13 protein-coding genes and 1 pseudogene are annotated in these 20,270 nt (G+C 64.4%); 11 read left to right on the forward strand and 3 right to left on the reverse strand.

Annotated elements, in window-relative coordinates:
* The 8 genes and pseudogenes from A8711_RS31320 to A8711_RS04945 all read left to right on the forward strand — a co-directional run.
* A pseudogene (locus A8711_RS31320) lies at positions 1-233 on the forward strand (transposase family protein); the annotation flags it as partial.
* A gap of 119 nt (positions 234-352) precedes the next feature.
* Positions 353-775: a hypothetical protein gene (locus A8711_RS32365; protein ID WP_069087491.1), complete on the forward strand. Its 423-nt coding sequence runs from the start codon at positions 353-355 to the stop codon at positions 773-775.
* 535 nt (positions 776-1,310) lie between these two features.
* The gene (locus A8711_RS04920; RefSeq protein WP_255365593.1) at positions 1,311-3,725 is read left to right on the forward strand and encodes a type I restriction-modification system subunit M; all 2,415 of its coding nucleotides are present in this window, start codon (positions 1,311-1,313) and stop codon (positions 3,723-3,725) included.
* Positions 3,722-4,867, forward strand: coding sequence for a restriction endonuclease subunit S (locus tag A8711_RS04925; RefSeq protein ID WP_083296922.1), 1,146 nt, complete (start codon positions 3,722-3,724; stop codon positions 4,865-4,867). The genes A8711_RS04920 and A8711_RS04925 overlap by 4 nt, the downstream gene beginning before the upstream one ends.
* The gene (locus A8711_RS04930; protein WP_069087590.1) at positions 4,864-7,950 is read left to right on the forward strand and encodes a type I restriction endonuclease subunit R; all 3,087 of its coding nucleotides are present in this window, start codon (positions 4,864-4,866) and stop codon (positions 7,948-7,950) included. Before A8711_RS04925 ends, A8711_RS04930 begins: the two co-directional genes overlap by 4 nt.
* Entirely contained in the window at positions 7,937-8,656 is a 720-nt protein-coding gene (locus A8711_RS04935) for a M48 family metallopeptidase (protein WP_069087591.1), read from the forward strand. The genes A8711_RS04930 and A8711_RS04935 overlap by 14 nt, the downstream gene beginning before the upstream one ends.
* A gap of 193 nt (positions 8,657-8,849) precedes the next feature.
* Positions 8,850-9,371, forward strand: coding sequence for an endonuclease NucS domain-containing protein (locus A8711_RS31325; RefSeq protein ID WP_083296929.1), 522 nt, complete (start codon positions 8,850-8,852; stop codon positions 9,369-9,371).
* Positions 9,372-10,020: 649 nt separating this feature from the next.
* Entirely contained in the window at positions 10,021-10,395 is a 375-nt protein-coding gene (locus A8711_RS04945) for a hypothetical protein (protein WP_124778989.1), read from the forward strand.
* 136 nt (positions 10,396-10,531) lie between these two features.
* Here A8711_RS04945 and A8711_RS04950 read toward each other — a convergent pair whose 3' ends face one another.
* Positions 10,532-15,058: a sacsin N-terminal ATP-binding-like domain-containing protein gene (locus A8711_RS04950; RefSeq protein WP_124778990.1), complete on the reverse strand. Its 4,527-nt coding sequence runs from the start codon at positions 15,056-15,058 to the stop codon at positions 10,532-10,534.
* Between the two features lie 238 nt (positions 15,059-15,296).
* Here A8711_RS04950 and A8711_RS31330 point away from each other — a divergent pair, with 238 nt between their 5' ends.
* Positions 15,297-15,497, forward strand: coding sequence for a transposase (locus A8711_RS31330; protein WP_083296930.1), 201 nt, complete (start codon positions 15,297-15,299; stop codon positions 15,495-15,497).
* Here A8711_RS31330 and A8711_RS33105 read toward each other — a convergent pair.
* Complete coding sequence (locus A8711_RS33105) at positions 15,433-15,594, reverse strand: hypothetical protein (RefSeq protein WP_176722753.1); 162 nt, start codon at positions 15,592-15,594, stop codon at positions 15,433-15,435. The genes A8711_RS31330 and A8711_RS33105 overlap by 65 nt on opposite strands.
* A gap of 622 nt (positions 15,595-16,216) precedes the next feature.
* Here A8711_RS33105 and A8711_RS04960 point away from each other — a divergent pair.
* Positions 16,217-17,545 carry an MFS transporter gene (locus tag A8711_RS04960; protein ID WP_069087596.1) on the forward strand — a complete coding sequence of 443 codons (1,329 nt, stop codon included), beginning with the start codon at positions 16,217-16,219 and terminating at the stop codon, positions 17,543-17,545.
* Entirely contained in the window at positions 17,542-19,299 is a 1,758-nt protein-coding gene (locus tag A8711_RS04965) for a glycoside hydrolase family 2 protein (RefSeq protein WP_064446958.1), read from the forward strand. Before A8711_RS04960 ends, A8711_RS04965 begins: the two co-directional genes overlap by 4 nt.
* Here the strand turns inward: A8711_RS04965 and A8711_RS04970 are convergent.
* On the reverse strand, positions 19,284-20,264 hold the full coding sequence (locus A8711_RS04970) for a DUF2804 domain-containing protein (protein WP_069087597.1): 981 nt from the start codon (positions 20,262-20,264) through the stop codon (positions 19,284-19,286). The two genes, A8711_RS04965 and A8711_RS04970, sit on opposite strands and share 16 nt — an antisense overlap.
* Positions 20,265-20,270: the final 6 nt, after the last annotated feature.

The following is a 20,270-nucleotide window of genomic DNA, read 5'->3' on the forward strand; positions in this document are numbered from 1 at the left end:
GCTACCAAGGAGCCCGTGGCAGCGTGCACACACCGTTCAAACGGCGCCGCTTCCGCCCGAAGCTGTCACGCCGGCAGAAGGCCGTGAACCGCGCCCACGCGAAAATCCGCGCCCGCGGCGAACGCGCGATCGCCACCCTCAAAACCTGGAAGATCCTGAACAAGCTGCGCTGCTGCCCACGACGAGCGACCCCGATCGTCCAGGCCATCCTCGTTCTGCACCACGTCGAAGCCAACCCTACGCAGCATGAAAAGGGCTCGGTGACTGCGCAGGCACCCAAGACGCGCTCGAAGGCGCGGCAGCAAGGCTGGTCGACGGTTTCCACCTCGACAAGGTCGGCTTCGCCCGAAGCATGCTCGACGTCGTCCGCTACGAGAGCGACCTCACCCAGGCGGCAGAGAGTATGGACGCCAACTTTCGTGTCCTCTTCCGAGAACTTCGACAGCTCCAGCGGCGCGCACCGCGGGAGGCCGCCACAGAGAAGACCAGCGCGAAGATCAAGCGGGTCAAGCGCTCCTTCCTGCTTGATCACCCCACCTGGGCCAGCCGCGAGGCCGCCCTCCTGCTGCTCGACGATATCGAGACCGGGCTCGACAGCTCCGTCGACGCCGAGGATCTGAAAAGCCAGATCCGCGGCGTACGCCGAGACTTCACCCTTGACGACGAGCCCACCGAACCGATCCCTGACTTCCCCGGCTTCCGGAGCGCCCTCGACAAGCTGGTATATCGCGAGATCAACGAGGCCCAAGAGGCGCAGCCGAGCGCGCCCAGGTAGACGCGCGTCGACACGACCGAGCCCCGCCGGTCAGCGGCCGTTCCTCGTAGCCCTATAATCCGCACGTCCTACGGAATCCCTGCAGTTCGCCAGTTGCTCCCAGACGGAACTACGTCCGGGGCATCTGCGGCTGGCGATGTCCTCCCGAGCTATCCCACGCCGACGCCGAATCCACCGTCGCCGTCGTCCCTCGGCGTCGTGGCACGACCAAGCCGGCGTAGTCCGAGGGGCTGCTCACACATCGCCAGTAATGTTGCGTCAGCCGGCAGTGCCGCCCGCTGGCCGCACTCCAAGCCAAAGGAACAGGGCCAGACTGGCCGGCATCGGGGTGAGCCCTCGTCAGTGCCCGACGCTATCGTTGGGGAACGCAGTTTGGGCGTTGCTCACTGTGATGAATCTGTCGCTCAGCGGCATGTGAAGGATGGACGCCTCGGCATGGACAAGTCGCACTTTTGCCCCATCGCGGCTCCCGGGCAGGCTCTGCTCTCGACGTGGACAAGGGGGTGACGTGACGTTGGCTCTCAAAAAGTCGGACCTGTATAGCTCACTCTGGCGAAGCTGCGACGAGCTCCGCGGCGGCATGGACGCCAGCCAGTACAAGGACTACATCCTCACGCTGCTGTTCGTGAAGTACGTAACGGACAAGGCCAAGTCTGACCGAAGTTCGCTGATCGAGGTCCCCGCAGGAGGGTCGTTCGATGACATGGTCGCCCTCAAGGGCGACAAGGAGATCGGCGACAAGATCAACAAGATTATCGGCAGGCTCGCCGAGGCCAACGGGCTCGAGAAGGTCATCGACCTGGCCGACTTCAACGACGAGGAGAAGCTCGGCAAGGGCAAGGAGATGCAGGACCGGCTCTCCAAGCTGGTAACGATCTTCGCTGACCTGGACTTCCGAGGGAGCCGCGCCGAGGGCGATGACCTGCTCGGCGACGCCTACGAGTACCTGATGCGGCACTTCGCCACGGAGTCGGGCAAGTCGAAGGGGCAGTTCTACACCCCGGCCGAGGTCTCGCGCGTCCTCGCCAAGGTCGTCGGCATCGGACCGGACACCCGGCAGGACCACACGGTCTACGACCCCACGTGCGGGTCGGGCTCGTTGCTCCTCAAGGTGGCTGACGAGGCGCCACGGGGCATCACGATCTACGGCCAGGAGAAGGACAACGCGACCTGGGCGCTAGCCAAGATGAACATGATCCTCCATGGCAACGAAGACGCCGACATCCGCAAGGGCGACACGATCACCAACCCGCAGTTGATCACGGGCGTACAGCTGCGGACATTCGACTTCGCCGTCGCCAATCCGCCGTTCTCGATCAAGTCGTGGAGCAACGGCCTAGAGAATGAGTACGGCCGCTTCGAGCTCGGCCGGCCGCCGGAGAAGAACGGCGACTACGCCTTCCTGCTCCACATCCTCAAGTCCCTCAAGAGCAACGGCAAGGCCGCAGTCATCCTGCCGCACGGTGTGCTCTTCCGTAGTAACGCTGAGGCCGGCATTCGTAAGGAACTGTTGCGCCGTGGCTACATTAAGGCCGTCATCGGCCTGCCCGCCAACCTCTTCTACGGCACCGGCATCCCGGCTTGCATAGTCGTCCTCGACAAGGAGGATGCCCAGGCGCGGACCGGCGTCTTCATGATCGATGCATCCAAGGGATTCATCAAGGACGGCAACAAGAACCGCCTCCGAAGCCAAGATATACACAAGATCGTCGATGTCTTCAATCGGCAGATTGAGATCGAGCGCTACTCGCGCATGATTCCGCTCCACGAGATCGCCGATCCGAAGAACGACTACAACCTCAACATCCCGCGCTACATCGATTCCTCCGAACCGGAGGACATCCAGGACCTCCACGCCCACCTGCACGGCGGCATCCCGGACCGCGACCTGGACGCGCTGAGCGGGTACTGGGAGGCGTTCCCGAGCCTTCGCGCCATGCTCTTCGAGCCAAACCGCCCCGGCTACAGCGACCTTGCGGTCGGCGTAACCGAGGTGCAGCAGACCATCCTGGACTCCGACGAGTTCCAGAAGTTCGCTACCGATGTGCGTGGCCAGGTTGACGACTGGTTCGCAGCCCACCGGCCCATCCTGCAAGCGATCGACGCCAACACCGTTCCGAAGGACCTGATCGCCCACATCAGCGACGATCTACTGGCCCGGTTCAAGGACACCCCACTGCTCGACGAGTACGACGTCTACGAGCAGCTTATGACGTACTGGCACGGCGTCATGCACGACGATGTCTTCCTCATCATGAACGATGGGTGGCTCGACGCGGCAAAACCTCGCAAGACCATCGAGGACAAGGAGCGCAAGCTTTCCGAAACCCCGGACCTAGTCGTTGGCTCAGGGCGTAGTGCCACGAAGTACAAGATGGACCTCATCCCGCCTGCGCTCGTCGTCGCCTGCTACTTTGCAAACGAGCAGGCCGAGGTCGACACGCTGAACGCGGCGGCCGAGGAAGCCGGCCGCGCCGTCGAGGAGTACGTCGAGGAGCACGCTGTCGAAGACGGCTTGCTCGCCGAGGCGATGGACGACGGCAAGATCTCAAAGGTGCTCGCTTCGACGCGGCTCAAGGTAGCCCGGCACGAAGGAGCTGACTCAGAAGAGATCAAGGCTCTCCAACACCTAATCAAGCTGTACAACGATGAAGCCATCGCCAAAAAGGCTACCAAGGAGGCCCAGGCCGCGCTCGATCTGGCGACCCTCAAGAAGTACGGCGACCTCACGCTGCCCGAGATCAAGCAGCTTGTGCTCGACGACAAGTGGCACGCCACGGTCGCGGATCGTATTGCCCGCGTGGGCAGCTCGCTGACGCTTGCCCTGGTTGCGCGGATCCAGGTACTTGGTGAACGGTACGCCCTGACCGTTAGTACGCTCGATGCCAAACTAGAGAGGCTCGAAGCGAAGGTCGCCACTCACCTGGCAGACATGGGGGTCGAGTCATGACCTCGTCGACCATCTTGTCAACGTGGAACGAGATGGCGTTGCTCGACTTGGTGACGATCAAGAGCGGCCAAGTCGATCCCCGGGCACCTGCGTATCGGAACCTTCCGCTTATCGCACCGGACCACTTGGCTTCTCAGACGGGACGCTTGCTGAAGAAGGAGTCGGCGGCGGCGCAAGGTGCCATCAGCGGCAAGTACCTTGTGAAGCCCGGAGACGTCATCTACAGCAAGATTCGCCCATACCTGCAGAAGGCATACAAGTGCGACTTCGACGCACTCTGCAGCGCAGACATGTATCCGTTCACCCCGCGGCCAGGCGTCGACGCCTCCTTTGTTCTGCACACGATTCTTGGTAGCGACTTCACGAACTTCGCAACGAGTGTGTCTGCGAGGAGCGGGATCCCGAAGATTAACCGTGCAGAGCTGTCCGAGTACCGGCTGACCGTCCCACCCTCGCGTGAGCAGAGGGCGATCGGTCGCGCGCTAGATGACGTAGACGACTTGATTGCCGCGCTGGAGCGGATGATTGCCAAGAAGCAGGCAATCAAGCATGGCGTGATGCAGCAGCTCCTGACCGGCACGACCCGCCTCCCTGGTTTCACGGAACGTTGGGAGCTGAGGCGACTTGGTGATCTACTGGCGTACGAGCAGCCTGGCCGTTATTTGGTGTCGAGCACCGAGTACGGTGATGTCGGTACGCCAGTTCTGACTGCCGGTAAGACCTTCGTCCTTGGCCGCACAACGGAGAGGCACGGCATCTACTACTCGGTGCCGGTAATCATCTTCGATGACTTTACTACGGCATCAAAGTTCGTCACCTTTCCGTTCAAGGCGAAGTCTTCGGCAATGAAGATCTTGAGCGCTCGCTCGGGTGTGAATCTTCACTACATGTATGAACGGATGCAGTTGATCGACTACCCAGTAGTCGACCACAAGCGACGATGGATCGCGGAGTACAGCAAGATCGAGGTCGAAGTTCCCGACGACGCCGAGCAGCGTGCGATTGCGTCGGTCATCGATGACGCAGGCGCAGAGGTCAACGCACTGGAGGTTCGCATCGCTAAGGCTCGTGCGATAAAGGCTGGAATGATGCAGGAGCTCCTGACTGGCTCTACTCGTTTGCCAGTGGAGGCTGCGTCATGAGTAACGTCGGGCAGCCTGAACGCAAGGCTCAAGACCGCGTCATTGAGTTGTTTCGGGATTCGTTGGCTTACGAGTACCTCGGCAACTGGGAGTACCGCGACGGGAACTCGAACGTCGAGGTCGAACTGCTTGCGCAATACCTCCGTGCTCGCGGCTACAGCGACAACCTCATCAACAAGGCGGTCGACAAACTGAAGAGCGACGCCTCGCTCGGTGGTGGCCGTGACCTGTACGAAGCGAACCGTGACGTCTATGGCCTGCTGCGCTATGGGGTGAAGGTCAAGCCCGGTGTGGGCGAGCAGACGGAGACGGTGTGGCTCATCGACTGGGCACGCCCGGAGGCCAACCACTTCGCCCTGGCCGAGGAAGTGACGGTGTTCGGGCAGCACACCAAGCGCCCTGACATCGTGCTGTATGTCAACGGCATCGCCTTCGGGACGCTTGAGCTGAAGCGCTCGAAGGTCGCGGTTTCCGAGGGCATCCGGCAAAGCTACGGGAACCAGCGACCCGAGTTCATCCGGTCGTTCTTCACGACGGTGCAGCTCGTGATGGCTGGCAACGACGTGGAAGGGCTGCGCTACAGCGTCATCGACACGCCGGAGAAGTACTGGCTGGCGTGGCGTGAGCCGTCTGACATCGCCGACCCGCTCGATCGCTCCCTGACCCAGCTCTGCTCGAAAGAGCGTCTGCTTGAGCTGGTCCACGACTTCGTGGTGTTCGACGCGGGCCAGAAGAAGACCTGCCGGCACAACCAGTATTTCGGCGTCAAGGCGGCGCAGGAGCGCATCGCCAAGCGCGAGGGTGGCATCATCTGGCACACGCAGGGGTCCGGCAAGTCGCTGACCATGGTGTGGCTGGCCAAATGGATTCGCGAGAACCAGCCGGATGGCCGCGTGCTACTCATCACCGACCGCACCGAGCTGGACGAGCAGATCGAGAAGGTCTTCCGTGGTGTCAACGAGTCGATCTATCGAACCAAGAGCGGCGCCGACCTGCTGACCACCCTTAACACGAGCGAGGAGTGGCTCGTCTGCTCGCTGGTCCACAAGTTCCGCGGCTCGGAGGACGAGTCGGCCCGCGACCAGGCCGAGAGCGGGTTCATCCGCGAGCTGAATGCGACCGTCCCCAAGGACTTCCGCGCCAAGGGCAACCTCTTCGTCTTCGTCGACGAGGCTCACCGCAGCCAGTCGGGCAAGATGCACGACGCCATGAAGGCGCTCATGCCGGGTGCCATGTTCATCGGCTTCACCGGCACGCCGCTGCTCAAGGCCGACAAGGCCACCACGATCGAAAAGTTCGGCAGCTTCATCCACACCTACAAGTTCGATGAGGGTGTGGCCGACGGTGTTGTGCTCGACCTGCGCTACGAGGCGCGCAACATCGACCAAGAGTTGACCTCACCCGAGAAGGTTGACAAGTGGTTCGAAGCCAAGACAAAGGGCATGACGGACCTATCCCGGGCTGAGCTCAAGAAGCGCTGGGGCACCATACAGAAGGTTGTCAGCTCGGAGCCGCGTGCCCGGCAGATCGTCAACGACATCCTGCTCGATATGGAGATCAAGCCGCGCCTGTCGGATGGCCGTGGTAACGCGATCCTGGTCAGTTCCAGCATCTATCAGGCGTGCAAGTTTTACGAGCTGTTCACGCAGGCCGGGTTCAGGGGCAAGTGCGCCATCGTCACGTCGTACGCGCCGCAGGCGGGGGACATCGCCAAGGAAGACTCCGGACATGGCGCTACCGAGCGACTGCGCCAGTACGAGATCTACCGGCAGATGCTCGCCGACCACTTCAACGAGCCTGCCGACAAGGCGATGGCCAAGGTCGAGCAGTTCGAGAAGGACGTCAAGGACCGCTTTATCAATCATCCCGGTCAGATGCGGTTGCTCATTGTCGTAGACAAGCTCCTGACCGGCTTCGACGCCCCGAGCACCACCTACCTGTACATCGACAAAAAGATGCAGGACCACGGGCTGTTCCAAGCCATCTGCCGAGTCAACCGCCTCGACGGCGATGACAAGGACTACGGCTACATCGTCGATTATCGGGACCTGTTCAACTCGCTTGAGTCCGCGATTACCGACTACACGGGTAGCGCTCTGGAAGGTTACGAGAAGACGGACATCGAGGGCCTGCTGTCCGACCGGATCGAGAAGGCCCGCGAAGACCTCGACGAAGCTCTGGAGAAGATCCGGGCGCTGTGTGAGCTGGTCGAGCCGCCGAAGAACACCTTGCAGTATCAGCAGTACTTCTGTGCCCGCGAGCAGGGCAACGCCGAGCAGCTTAAGGCCAACGAGCCCAAGCGTGTGGCGCTATATAAGGCTGTGGCCGCCGTGACTCGCGCGTACGGCAACCTCGCCAACGAGATGAACGCCGCTGGCTACAGCGATGCCGAAGCCGCAGCGATCAAGGACGAGATCACCCACTATGCCAACGTGCGCGACGAGGTCAAGCTGGGCGCCGGCGAGAACGTCGACTTCAAGCAGTACGAGGCTGGCATGCGCCACCTGCTTGACACCTACATCAACGCAATACCCTCCGAGGTGGTGTCCGACTTCCAGGACGCCGGGCTTATTCAGCTGATTGTGCAGATGGGTGCCGGTGCGCTCGACAGGCTTCCCGCAGGAATCAAGAAGGACCCTGAAGCGGTAGCGGAGACGATCACCAACAACATGCGCAAGGTGATTATCGATGAGCGCGCAATGAACCCCAAGTACTACGACAAGATGTCCGAACTGCTCGACGCCATCCTCGAAGAGCGGCGCCAGGGAGCACTGAGCTATAAGGACTACCTCGCGAAGCTCCTGGAGCACGCGACCAAGCTCGGCAAGGGCGAATCCGACACCGAGTACCCGGAGTGGGCCAACAACGGTGCCCGCCGAGCCCTGATCGACTTCTTCTGGCCGTCAACCGAGATTGCTGTCGAGATCGACACGACGATTCGGCACACCAAGCCGGACTCGTGGGTGGGCAACCCGATCAAGGAAAAGAAGGTCAAGCGCGCAATCGTTCGAGCCCTGCCGGATGACTTCGACCGGCTTGATGAACTGTTTGAGCTGGTACGGGCACGCCATGAGTATCGCTAGCTCCCACCTGACGGTCCTTGGCATCGACGTCGATGTCATTTACAAGGACATCAAGAACCTGCACGTCGGGGTCTATCCACCACTCGGGCGGGTCCGGGTCGCAGCTCCACACAGGCTTGACGACGACCACGTTCGATTGGCCGTGATTCAGCGGTTGCCGTGGATCAAACACCGGCGTGAGCAGCTGCGCTCGGCCGCGCGCCAGTCCGAGCGAGAGATGGTCACTGGCGAGTCCCACTATGTTTGGGGCGTTCGCCGCCGAATGAAGGTCATAGAGCGCCCGGGGCGGGCGCACTTCGAGGTAGACGGCGAACGGCTGCTGCTGTACGTCCCGGAAGGCACCGCAATTGAACGACGACGTGAGTTGCTCGATCGGTGGTATCGGGAGCAGCTACGACAAGCGATTCCAGACCTCATTRCCAAGTGGCAACCGATCCTGGAAGTGTCGGTGCCGCGATGGACAATCAGGCGCATGAAGACCAAGTGGGGGTCATGCAACCGGGAGAGCGGGCACATTTGGTTCAACGTCGAGCTTGCCAAGAAGCACCCAGACTGCTTGGAATACATCGTCGTCCATGAAATGACGCATCACCTTGAACGCAACCACGGCCTGCGCTTCACCAAGCTCATGGACCGGTTCATGCCCAACTGGCGGAGTCTTCGCGACCAGCTAAACGATGCTCCTCTAGCCGAGGAGACCTGGTGAGGTGCGGACGCGCGAAGGCGATATCGGGTGCTCGACGGGTGACGCCGCTGAGTACTGGCTCCAGCCGGTTCACGTCATTACGCTCGACCGTCGGGCGTCCCAGGTAGGCCAGCGGCCCAACAATTTAACCGTCGCCAACTGACCCTCATTCTCGCGAGACGCGGTCAAAGCATGGACGATTAGAGGCGGTGAGATGAGCGGAAGGGTCCATGAGAATGCCATCCGGGACGCTCTGGCGTCCCGGCTCACCCTGATCGAGCCGGGACTAAGGTGCGTTGCCACCGAGTATCGGCTGCCGAGCCGGGTGGGCGCTGGCGGACGGATCGACATCCTCGCACGGGACAGCACAGGCAGCTTCGTGATCATCGAGTTGAAGCGTACGGAAGCCGCCGCTGAGGTGGCGCTGCACGAGCTGCACAAGTATGTGGAGCTGTTCCGTCGGGAGAAGGGGATCGGCCCCGCTGACGTCCGCGTGGTGCTCGCGGCGGTGGAATGGCGCGGGCTGCATGCCGCGTTCAGCCAGGCGGCCCGGGAGTGGTCCATGGATCTACGTGGGTACCGGTTGACGCTGGACACTGACGGAGTGACCCCGATCGGTGCTGGCCGCGTGGCAGCCGCTGGCGGAGGCCACTGTTCAGGAGCTGACCCCAATTCAGCTGCTGGTACAGACGCCTACCGGCAACCTCGACGCGATCTGGCGCTGGGCCTTACGTGAGTTGCAGGCGGCCGGCGTACGCCACATGGTCGGCTTCGAGGTCACCCACTCGACGTACGACCCAGGCATCTATCTCGTGCTTGGTCGGATGCCGCCACTCGTTTCTGATGTGGACAGCGGCGACGAGGACGGGTGCGGCACCGCAGACGATGACGACGGGAGGAAGAAGCACTCGACGTCTCCGACGCACCACCTGGGTACGAGCCGGAGCACCGCGCACAGGGATGGCTGTGCCGATCGTTCAACTCCTTCCAGATCGAGCTGGGGCATCCGCATGTCCTCGCGCAACTGACAGGCGACCCGACTGGACCATTCGCGCCGTCCGCCGTACCGGGGTGTACGCCGACGTACACCGGACAGCGCGGGCCGATCACCCAGCATGGTGGCAACGCCTCCTCGACCGTCTCAACCGGGCGTTAACCGGAAACTCTGACTGGGCGCGGATCGTGAACGCCTGGTGCCGGGAACTCRCCGCAGCCGAGGACTCAGTCGAACTGACTTGCCATGTGTGCACCCGTGCGACCTGCCGGCGGCGGTGGCGTTCGGCTGGCCTTCGCGGTGGCTTGAGTTCGTTCCGATGGGGCTATGTGTGGCCCGGTCGGCTGGCAAGCCCGCCAGGACCCTGCGGTGCTTACTCGCTTGGAACGGCTTGGGCATCGATGTGCCGAGCGCATTCGAGTGCGCCTACCGCGACCCCATGGGGTGGATCATCGCCCGCAATGGGGGTGTTGCCTGGGAGACCGATCTCGAATTCCTCCGGCTTCTCGGGCTGCGGTACATCGTGTTGGAAACCATCGAGGGCGAACGCTTGCCGCGCCATGTGGACTGGGACGATGACGACCGGCTGGTGCGTCGTGAGCCCGATCGAGTCGACGGTGCCGGCGTCGCATGGAGCGGGGTCCTGCCGCTCGCCAAGTGGGTGCACGACAACCAACGTGGTCTGGACCTCCTGGCCACCTGGTTGCACGCCGAGGTCGGGATCGCCATGCCCACGGGCACGCTCGAACGGGCGCCGCGAGGGTAGCGACAGGTACAGCTCCGGGTGACGCTCCTTGAGGGGGCATGAGCTCCCTGGACGGTCCGGGACGCGTCGACTTTTTCAAGATCAAGCTGCTAATCCGCCGGGCATGAGGCGTCCAAGTGACGCCAGGTTAGGGTGTTCATTCCTCGTCCGACTGAGAATGCACGACTTCGTTTTCATCGAAGATGTACTGCAGGGCCTTGGCCGACTGGACACCGGATAGTGTCACGTGCCCGACGACCTTCCTGTTCAGCCGGCCTAAGGGGTCCGTGATGATGCGCACCTCTGGTGGGTTGCCGCCTCGCTCGACGTTGCAGACCACGACCAAAAAGAAGTTCTCCGTCTCGTATGCCCTCTGGACCTGCGAGTCTTGGAGCCGGACTTCGTCCGGCAAAGCGCCGGAGTAGACCTTGAGTTCGTAAAAGTTGCGCAACTCGTCGATCGCGTCCGCGCCGACGCCGTGCTGGTTTCTTATATCGACCATCTCATCCGTGTTGGCGCCGAGAACCTGCCGGACCAGCTCCATGCCTACGTCTTCGCGTTCTTCTGCCGTGTAGTTGACGATGCCCCGGCTGTTGCCTGTCTTTTTCTGACTCTTAAAGTCGGGGTCGGCTAGGCGGCCCGTCTTCCGGGTTTTGCTTCCGGCGCCGGTTCCGCCTGCTGGTCTCGACGCCGAACCACCGATGATTTGGCCGTCGCCGTTGCGGAGCGTGAGGTTGCTGGTGTCTATCAACAGTCGTGGTGGCTGTGTCTTCTTCTCGGATCCCGACTCGGCACCGCTACCTGACCCGCTCGCAGGCTGCTTCGTCGGAGCCGTTCGGGTGCTCCTACCGCGCTTCTTCTTGGCGCGTTCAGCGAATTCGCGAAGCTTTGCGAGAGCTGCGTCATCTCGTTCGCGTTTGCGGTCGGCATCCTCGCTGGCTGCGGTTGCGATCTTTTCAGCCTCGTGTCCGGCGAGCGCTTCCGACCATGCGACCACCCAGTCGTGGGAGATGCGCCGTGTGTCTCCGGTGAACGCTGATGCTATCGCGTACGCACCCGAGCTTGCGCGCCCGGCTGCTGTCGCGTCCGTGACGTACAGTGTTCCGGCGTCCATGTCCAGCCATGCGTCGACCTCAAGGGTCAACGGCGCCCCACCTGTTGGTTCGGCAAGGCGCACGCGGATGTCGGCCAAGACGCGCACCTGGAACTGCGCGAGATCATCCCAGGAGACGCTTAGGCTTTCTTCGGCTCGGGGGTCACTTAACGCCAGGTCCGCGCGCAGGTTCATGACCGCGCGGCCGTACAGTCGGGTCAGATCTGGATCTTCGATGGCTTTGTGGGTATCGAGAACTCGGCTGCCTGTCGCGTCGAGGCAAGTGAGGTTGAGGGGCTCGATGAGCGAGTCAAGCTGACCCAGCGCACCACCTGGTGCCCAAATCGGCAGTCTGCCTTGGAGCGACTCGGCGATGAGCGGGTTTACGACTGCGTACACGGGCCGCTTAGCCAACCACTTATCACCAATCCATACAGGCATGCGGCGGAGTACGCCGAGCTGGTTGGGTCTTGCGTCGGCGAGGATGCGGAGGCTCTCAAGCATCATCATCCGCTCCGCGGTCGTGAGCGACTTCCTTTTCGCGAGCTGCCTCAGCATCGTTTTTGCGTCCTCGGCTCCAGGGGGTCGGATGCCGAGGAAGTTCCATAGCGCCTCGGTGCCTGTGACCGAGGGGACGAATGGATGCCGATCGCCGAAGATGGCGGGGCCGCCGAACACGACGGTCGGGCGACGCCAACCGATGTTAGTTGCGATGAGGCCGTCATCTCGACGGAACGCGGCTTGGGCCTCGCTGCGTCCGAGTGTTCCTAGGCTCTGCCTTGGTCCGGTCGCGGTGATCTGCCCTGCCAGTGCCTTGTACAACGGAGCTGCCAGGTCGGCAGCCCTCACCGGATCGTTAAGGGTTTCTGCTCTGATTTCCTCAAGCTTCCCGATGAGTTCGAGGACGCCAGCGTCTTGCCCAACGCCGAGTGCGACGAGGACATCCAGGTTGGCGGACGTAGCGTACAGCGCTGCCAGATACCGCTCGGGGTCGTCTCCGTACAGCGCCTTGGTGGCGATGGTCTTGATGCGAAGTTCGCCAGGGGCTGCTGGGGTGCCCTTTTCGGATGTGAGCCACGGGATCGAGGCGGCACTGCTTAGCCACCACGCTTCGATTCGGCCGCGGTCGACCCACCCGTAATCCTCCGATGCTGCCATCGCGGTGGCGAATGGCTCGAGGCGATCCCACGCTCGGGCGAGGCTTGCGAGAACTGCTGCGGCTCTTCTGCGTCGGCGGGCTGGATCCTTCTCCGCTGTGATGTTGTGCAGGACAGCGTCCAGGTGGGGAGAGGCATGGTCGCCGACCGTGTAGGTGGCGTGGTGCCGTTCCAGAAGATTGGTGCGCCGGTCGGGAGAACCGGCAACGTAACGGTTCACTCCGGGCGAGTACTGCTGGTAACGCTTCTGGTTCTTCGGGTGAGCGATGATTCGTGGCGCCGTTTCGGCTCCGAGTATGCGGAACAGTCGCTGAGCGCCCAGGCCCTCGCGTCCGGACGGTGCCCGTAACGAGGTTGCGTACCTGCGGTGTAGCCATACGAGCCCGGGAGTTTGGCCGGCAGCAGCGTGCCAGGTGTTGGCTTCGCGTTCGATGATGTAGGCGTCGCATGGCCGGGCGTAGGTGTCGATTCGGTTGCCTCGCTCGTCGTAACTGGTCGCGGCAAGGCGGACGGCTCGGCCGATTCCTGGTCCGACCCGGGCCCGGTCGTCTTCGTGCACCGCCTCTAGAGCCCCGCGGACAGCGGCAGCCTGGTCGTCAGTCAGCGGCTCGGCGAGTTCAGTTCCCGCTTGGCCAGCGGCTGCGAGCGCCTGGAGTGCGGCGTAGTTAGGCGCGGAGCTAAGGGAGATGGCTTTGTTCTGAAGCCAATCCGACACCACCTCCCAGCCGTCTGCATCGCGGTATTCAGGGTGCGCCCGGACCCCGATGTTGAGGGTGTCCCACAGATCGCCGACCTCTTCGGGGAGGAGTGCCTCCAGGTATCCGAGGTCATCGGGTCCTGTGCGTGTGCCGTCGTCGAGGACGAGGCACGGCATCGACCACAGCCTGTTTCCCATGCCCGCCTCAAGTGTTACCGCGGTCAGGTCAGCAATGAACGCAGGTGACCGGTCAGCGTCGAGCAGCAGTGTGATGGCGTCGCTGACATCTACGAGAGGACCTGTGGGCCCGCCAAGATTATTAAGCTCGGCAAGTACATCCCGCCATCGCTGATCATGGGAGCGCGCGGATTTGGTGATGGCGCCTTCCGTGTCAGCCAACTGTTCCACGTCGGAGGCTTTGAGGATGAGTTCGAGTGCCGGCACCTCGTAGGCAAGGCTCGCCAACGGCAGGTCTTCGCCGTGTCCACCGTCCAGGCGAAGTCTTTGAGCGAGCTCAAGGCGAGCAGCGGTCATCAAGTGCGTTTCGAGTACTTCACGAAGCTGGCCCGTGGTTCGCTCGTCGTTGCTGAACTCTTCGACAAGCGGGACTGCTGCCCAAGCAGTGGAAGGGTTGCGACCGAACAGGTCGAGGGCAGCGTCGCACCACAGGTGGGCGACGAGCGGGATCAGTTCAAGGTTCCACTCGGTGTGGTTGATGTCGCGGCGGTTCGCGAGGGGGTCGAATTGTGCATAGATCCGAAACGGCAGTCCGACCGGACGTACAGGTAGCCCCACATGAAGAATGCCGATGTCGCCATCGAACTGTGGAAAGGCCACCGCGATCGGGGTGAGTGCGGCTTGAGCTTTGCGGGCGCGTCTCTTGCCCACCGGTGCGGCTGTACGTCGGGAGTAGACAAGCCACTGGCGCCCGTCCGATGCAGTGACCGTGCGTCGAGCCACCGCACCCCGGTCGTAGTGGATCTCCTCGACTGCGGACCGGTCAAGGCTGAGCCGGCGCAGCTCCTCGCCTCTGTAGTTCAGCAGTGTGAGGGAGGTCAGGTGGCGGAGGAACACGAGGCCGCCTTCGCCCCATTGATCGAGCCACGAAGCGACGTCATCGGTTACTACGGCGTTGGAGCCGAACGGAACGGCAAAAGCCGTGCTACAGGGATACGGGTGAACCCCCGGCCAGGTGACGTCGCCATCGAGCGGGGTGATGGTCTGTGACTCGAGGCGGAGGTGGAAATGGCCCTCATGAACTTCGAGAACTTCCGAAAGGGAGTGCAGAGTCTTCAACCCGATGCCGAAGCGTCCGAGCATCTCGGGATCGGAGATCTTCAGGCTTAGCCAGGGGACAGCGAGAGCCAGCACGTCGTGCAGGGTGAGACCTCCACCGTTGTGGGCGAACAGCAGCCTGGAGTTGGTTTCGTCGACGGTGAAGTAGGCGTCAGTGGCCCCGAGATCGTCGGCATTCTGGATGAGCTCGGCGAGCCCTTGAAGCCGGTCATCACTGAGTTGGCCAGCGCTGCTGGCAGCACCCTCTAGCGCCCGTTGGACGAACATCGGCAGGCGCTCGAGATGCGCTCGCAGTTCGAGAACGCTAGCGGCGGCGGCCGCGGCGTCGTGAGGCATGAGAATTTGGGTTCGGGGAGCGTCGGGGTCGTGGTCGGCGACAACCTGTGCGGCCCTCTTCGCTTCGTCGGCGGTGAAAACCCACACGTCTGTCTCGTTCGCCATGTCCGCACCCATCGGCCGATGCCGTCGCCGCACGTGGTCCTTCAGGCGGCGAAAACCTTGCATCTCTATGATGCCGAAACCACCCGACGTTTGGCGGCCGGCCTCAGCTCAGGGATCGTGAGCTTGCTGAGAGGGGGTTCGAAAATGTCTGTTGTGGAGGGTTTGGTGGCCTGGCATCGACGGTCGCGGGCGGCAGGATGGCCGGTGCCATTGCCTCGCCGTGGGCTAACCGTCGGACTTGACCGATGCCCAGCGGGCGCTGATCCAGCCGCTGCTGGAGCCAACACCGGCGGCCGTCGCGAAGCACCCGCGGCGGGAGATCGTTAACGTGAGCCTGTACATGGTTCGCTCGGGCTGCCCGTGGCGGTACCCGCCTACCGACCACCGCCGTGGCAGACGGTGTACTGGTACTTCATCCGCTGGGAAAACCGCGGCGTGACGGAGAACTCCTGGGCACGCTGCGGATCAAGGCCCGCGTCCAGCAGTGCCGCCACTGGGAGCCGCCGGCCGGGATCATTCGACTCCCAGTCGGTCACGGATGCCGACACCGTCGGCGCCGACAGCTGGGTCGCCCCGACGTCTCCGGACGCCATCTGTCTCCGGAAGCCATCGTGCGCTGGACCGTCATCGCCGGCATGGCCCGCCGGATCACCTGCGGCCAACCAGCCCGCCGATAAGCCCGCCGCACCTTCACCTCGACCTGATCAACGCCTCTCAAACACGCTCAAAGAGAATCGATTACAAACGGACGAGACATCGTGAAGCGATGATGCCGCGAGGGTCCGGATCCTGATCTTGGAGGACCTGAGAATCGTCTCATGGGCGAACCCATGGCATTTGGGTGCTCGGCGGGTGCTCACGCGCCATGGGCAGGTGAGCACTCTGCGGGACGCCGCGGCCAGCGTGCCGGGACTGATGGGCATTTCTTGGACAATCGGCGACCTGCGGGAATAGTGAATACGGCGTTGATCAACCTCTTAATCCGCGGGTTCGGGGTTCGAGTCCCTGGCGGCGCACAGATGGCAGAGGCCCCGGTTCGGTAACCCCGAACCGGGGCCTATTCGTCGTGGCCGCTTGTCGGCTGCAGCCTGGCCGACCCCGGACCCATCGACGGCCGGGCGGGACGGATCATATTCTGACCCGTCGAAGGAGGCCGTCGTGTCCGCCATCCGGAGCGTGCTCACCCCGGCCACGTCGGCCGGTCCAGCCGGCCTGCGCCCCCGCACCTGGACCGCGCTGATCGTGCTCGGGCTCGTCGGGCAGATGGCCTGGACCATCGAGAACATCTACCTGAACCTGTTCGTGTACGACACGATCACCGACGACCCGAACGCGATCGCCACGATGGTCGCCGCCAGCGCCGTGACCGCCACTGTCGCCACCCTGCTGCTCGGGGCCCTCTCCGACCGGACCGGGCGGCGCCGGTCGTTCATCGCGGGCGGCTACCTGCTGTGGGGCGTCTCCACCGCCGCCTTCGGCTTCTTGACAGTGGGTTTCGTGGAGGACATCGCGCCCGTCGCGAACGTCGTGCTGGTCACGGCGATCGCGGTCATCACCCTCGACTGCCTGATGTCCTTCCTCGGCTCGGGCGCAAACGACGCGGCGTTCCAGGCGTGGGTCACCGACGTGACCGAGCCGGCGAACCGCGGCCGGGTCGAGTCGGTGCTCGCCATCATGCCGCTGGTCTCGATGCTGGTGATCTTCGGCGGGTTCGACGGGCTGGCCCGCGCCGGGAACTGGCGGCTGTTCTTCGTGGTCATCGGCGCGATCATGGCCGTGGCCGGTCTGCTGGCCTGGTTCCTGGTCGAGGACAGCCCGTCACTCGTCCGGCACGAGGGCGGCTACCTGCGCGCCGTCGTCCACGGTTTGCGCCCGGCCGCCGTCCGCGCCAACCCGGGGCTCTACCTCGCCCTGGCGGCCTGGTCGATCTGGGGGATCTCCACGCAGGTGTTCCTGCCGTATCTGATCATCTACCTGCAGCGGTACCTGCGGATCGAGGGGTACGCGATCGTCCTGGCCGTCGTCCTCGTCACGGCGTCGGCAGTCAGCGTGGTCGGCGGGCGGCTCATCGACCGCGTCGGCAAGGTGCGCTTCCTCCTGCCGGCAGTAGTGGTGTACGGCGCCGGCCTGGTGCTGATGTTCTTCGCCCGCGGCATGGTTCCCGTGATCGCCGCCGGGATCGTGATGATGTCGGGCTTCATGCTCGTCCTCGCCCCGATCGGCGCCATCGTGCGCGACTACTCGCCACCGGATCGGGCCGGCCATGTCCAGGGGCTGCGGATGGTCTTCGCCATCCTCGTGCCGATGCTCGTCGGCCCGTACCTCGGCGCCGCCGTGATCACCGGCGCCGGCGAGGTCTACGAAGATCTCGGCGTGGTGAAGCAGGTTCCGACGCCGGGCATCTTCCTCATGGCGCTCGCAGTGCTGGTCCTCATCGCGGTGCCGGCCGTGGCGCTGCGGCGGCGGGAGCGGGAGGCCCGGGCATGACGCTGCTGACCCCGTGGGGCTCCACGCTCGACCCGGAGCGTGTCCTGCCCGAGTACCCCCGCCCGCAGTTCGCCCGGGACAGCTATCTCAACCTCAACGGCCGGTGGGAGTACGCGATCACCGGTTCGTCCACCGAGCCGGAACGCTACGACGGCGAAATCCTCGTGCCGTTCTCCCCGGAGTCCACGCTCTCCGGCGTCGGGCGGCAGCTCCAGCCGGGCGAGACGCTCTGGTACCGCCGACCGCTGACCCTCCCGGTGGGCTTCCACGCGGCCGGCTCGCGCCTGCTGCTGCACTTCGGCGCGGTCGACCAGACCTGCCAGGTCTACCTGAACGGCGTTGCTGTCGGCGGCCATACCGGCGGGTATCTGCCGTTCACCTGCGACATCACCGACGCGCTCCGCGAGGACGCCAACGTCCTGGTCGTGGCGGTCCAGGACGACAGCGACACCGGCCACCACTCCCGGGGCAAGCAGCGGTTGCGCCGCGGCGGCATCTGGTACACCGCCCAGTCCGGGATCTGGCAGACGGTGTGGGCCGAGAGCGTGCCCGCCGTACACCTGCGGCACCTCACCCTGACCCCGCTCCTCGACGAGCGGTGCGTCGAGGTGACGGTGCACGCGACGGCGGATGCCGGCGACGCCGGCATCCGGATCCTGGCCGACGGGGTCGCGGTGGCCGAGGCCACCGCACCCGTCGGCGTGGCCGTTCGCATCCCGATCCCCGAGGTACGGCAGTGGAGCCCCGAGGATCCGTTCCTCTACGACGTGACCGCCGAGTTGGGCGCGGACCGGGTACGCAGCTACTTCGGCATGCGTTCGTTCGGTGTCGGACCGGACGGGGACGGCGTGCCCCGGCTGCTGCTCAACGGGCGGCCGTACTTCCACGCCGGCATCCTCGATCAGGGCTACTGGTCGGACGGCATGTACACGGCGCCCTCCGACGAGGCGATGATCGCCGACATCGCCACCATGAAGCGGCTCGGGTTCACCATGCTGCGCAAGCACATCAAGATCGAGCCGCTGCGCTGGTATCACCACTGCGACCGGCTGGGGATGCTGGTCTGGCAGGACATGGTCAACGGCGGCAGCAGTTACCACCCGCTGGTCGTCACCGCGCCGGCGGTGACGCCGCTGCGGCTGCCCGACCGGGGCCGGTGGCGGCGCTGGTTCGGCCGTGCCGACGCCGGTGGACGGGACCGGTTCCGGGCCGAGCTGCGCGACACCGTCGAGCACCTGCGCAACGTGGTGAGCCTCGCCGTGTGGGTGCCCTTCAACGAGGGCTGGGGGCAGTTCGACGCGGCCCGGATCGCCCGCGAGGTCGCCGAACTCGACAGCACCCGTACGGTCGACCACGCCAGCGGCTGGCACGACCAGGGCGGCGGCGACCTGCGCAGCCTGCACGTCTACTTCCGCCGCTTCCGGGTGCCGCGGCGACGCGGCGACCGCCGGGCGCTGGTGCTGTCCGAGTACGGCGGCTACAACCTGCGCGTCGACGGGCACGCCTTCAGCCGCAAGGATTTCGGTTACCGGCGGTACCGGAGCGCCGAGGACCTGGCGGAGGCGTTCACGCGGCTGCACACCGAGCAGATCGTGCCCGCGATCCGGGCCGGTCTGAGCGCGACCGTCTACACCCAGCTGTCCGACGTGGAGGACGAGCTGAACGGTCTGCTCACGTACGACCGGCGCGTGGTCAAGCTTCCCGAGGACGTGGTCCGTCAGGTCAACGAGCGGCTGCGTCACCAGCGGTTCTGAGCTTCCTCCGCCCAGCCGACCAGGCCGTCCAGAGCCACCCGTTCGCCGTCGTCCGCCTGGGCCCAGCCGGAGAAGTGCCCGAAGCACTGGTGGGTCTCGCTGGCCACGACGCCGAGGTTGGTGCGGGAGACCTTCTCGTGGAACGGGTGGAACTCCACCTCGACGCGATCACCGCTGATCCGCCACGGCCGCAGCCAGTCGCGGCGGTCGTAGCTCCAGCGCAGTTCGGCGCCGAGCTTGTGCAGCCGGCCGCCGGTGAACAGTGCGTTCTCGGTCGAGCCGGTGCCGTCGGTCCACTTGCCGCCGAGCTGGATCGACACGTCCGATCCGCTGCCCGCCGCCCAGTTCCACGTGATCGCGTACGGCCACTTGCCCCGGCCGTGGTCGAGCACGGCGAACGAGTCCCGCTCGTCCACGACGTGCGTCGTACCGTTCACCCGCAGTGAGCCGCGCACCGGGCGCCCGACGTCCTTGACCGTGTACTGGAACCGGCGCGTGCTCCACGGGACCACGACGCCGAGCGACTCGTGGCCGGGCGGGAGCGGCACCACGAGGTCGATCTGGATGCCCGGCGCGGTGGCACGGATCGTGCTGCCCTCGGTGGTCTGGTCGATGTCGATCGACAGGCCGCCTCCGTGCGCGTGCACGGCGCCCACGCCGCTGATCGGCGGCATGACGACGCCGCGGGCGAAGGGGACCACGGCGTCCGTGCCGGTCTCGACCTTCGTGGCGCGGTCGAGCACGTAGACGCCGTGCACCCCGGCGTAGTCCAGCGACGACGCGACGAGGCCGACGATGTGGGTCGGCGTCACTATCCCCCAGTACTCCCAGCGCTTGGTTCTACCCCAACCGCGTAGGTTCGCCCGGTGCAGCGGCCGGCGGGTCCAGCCGACCGCGGCGGGGTTGAGCCGCCCGTCCGGAAGGCACAGGTCGACCGGCTCGACGATCTCCTTCTCGTGCGTCATCGGGGG

The organism is Micromonospora sp. II (genome assembly GCF_001709195.1).
Classification (GTDB): domain Bacteria; phylum Actinomycetota; class Actinomycetes; order Mycobacteriales; family Micromonosporaceae; genus Micromonospora; species Micromonospora chalcea.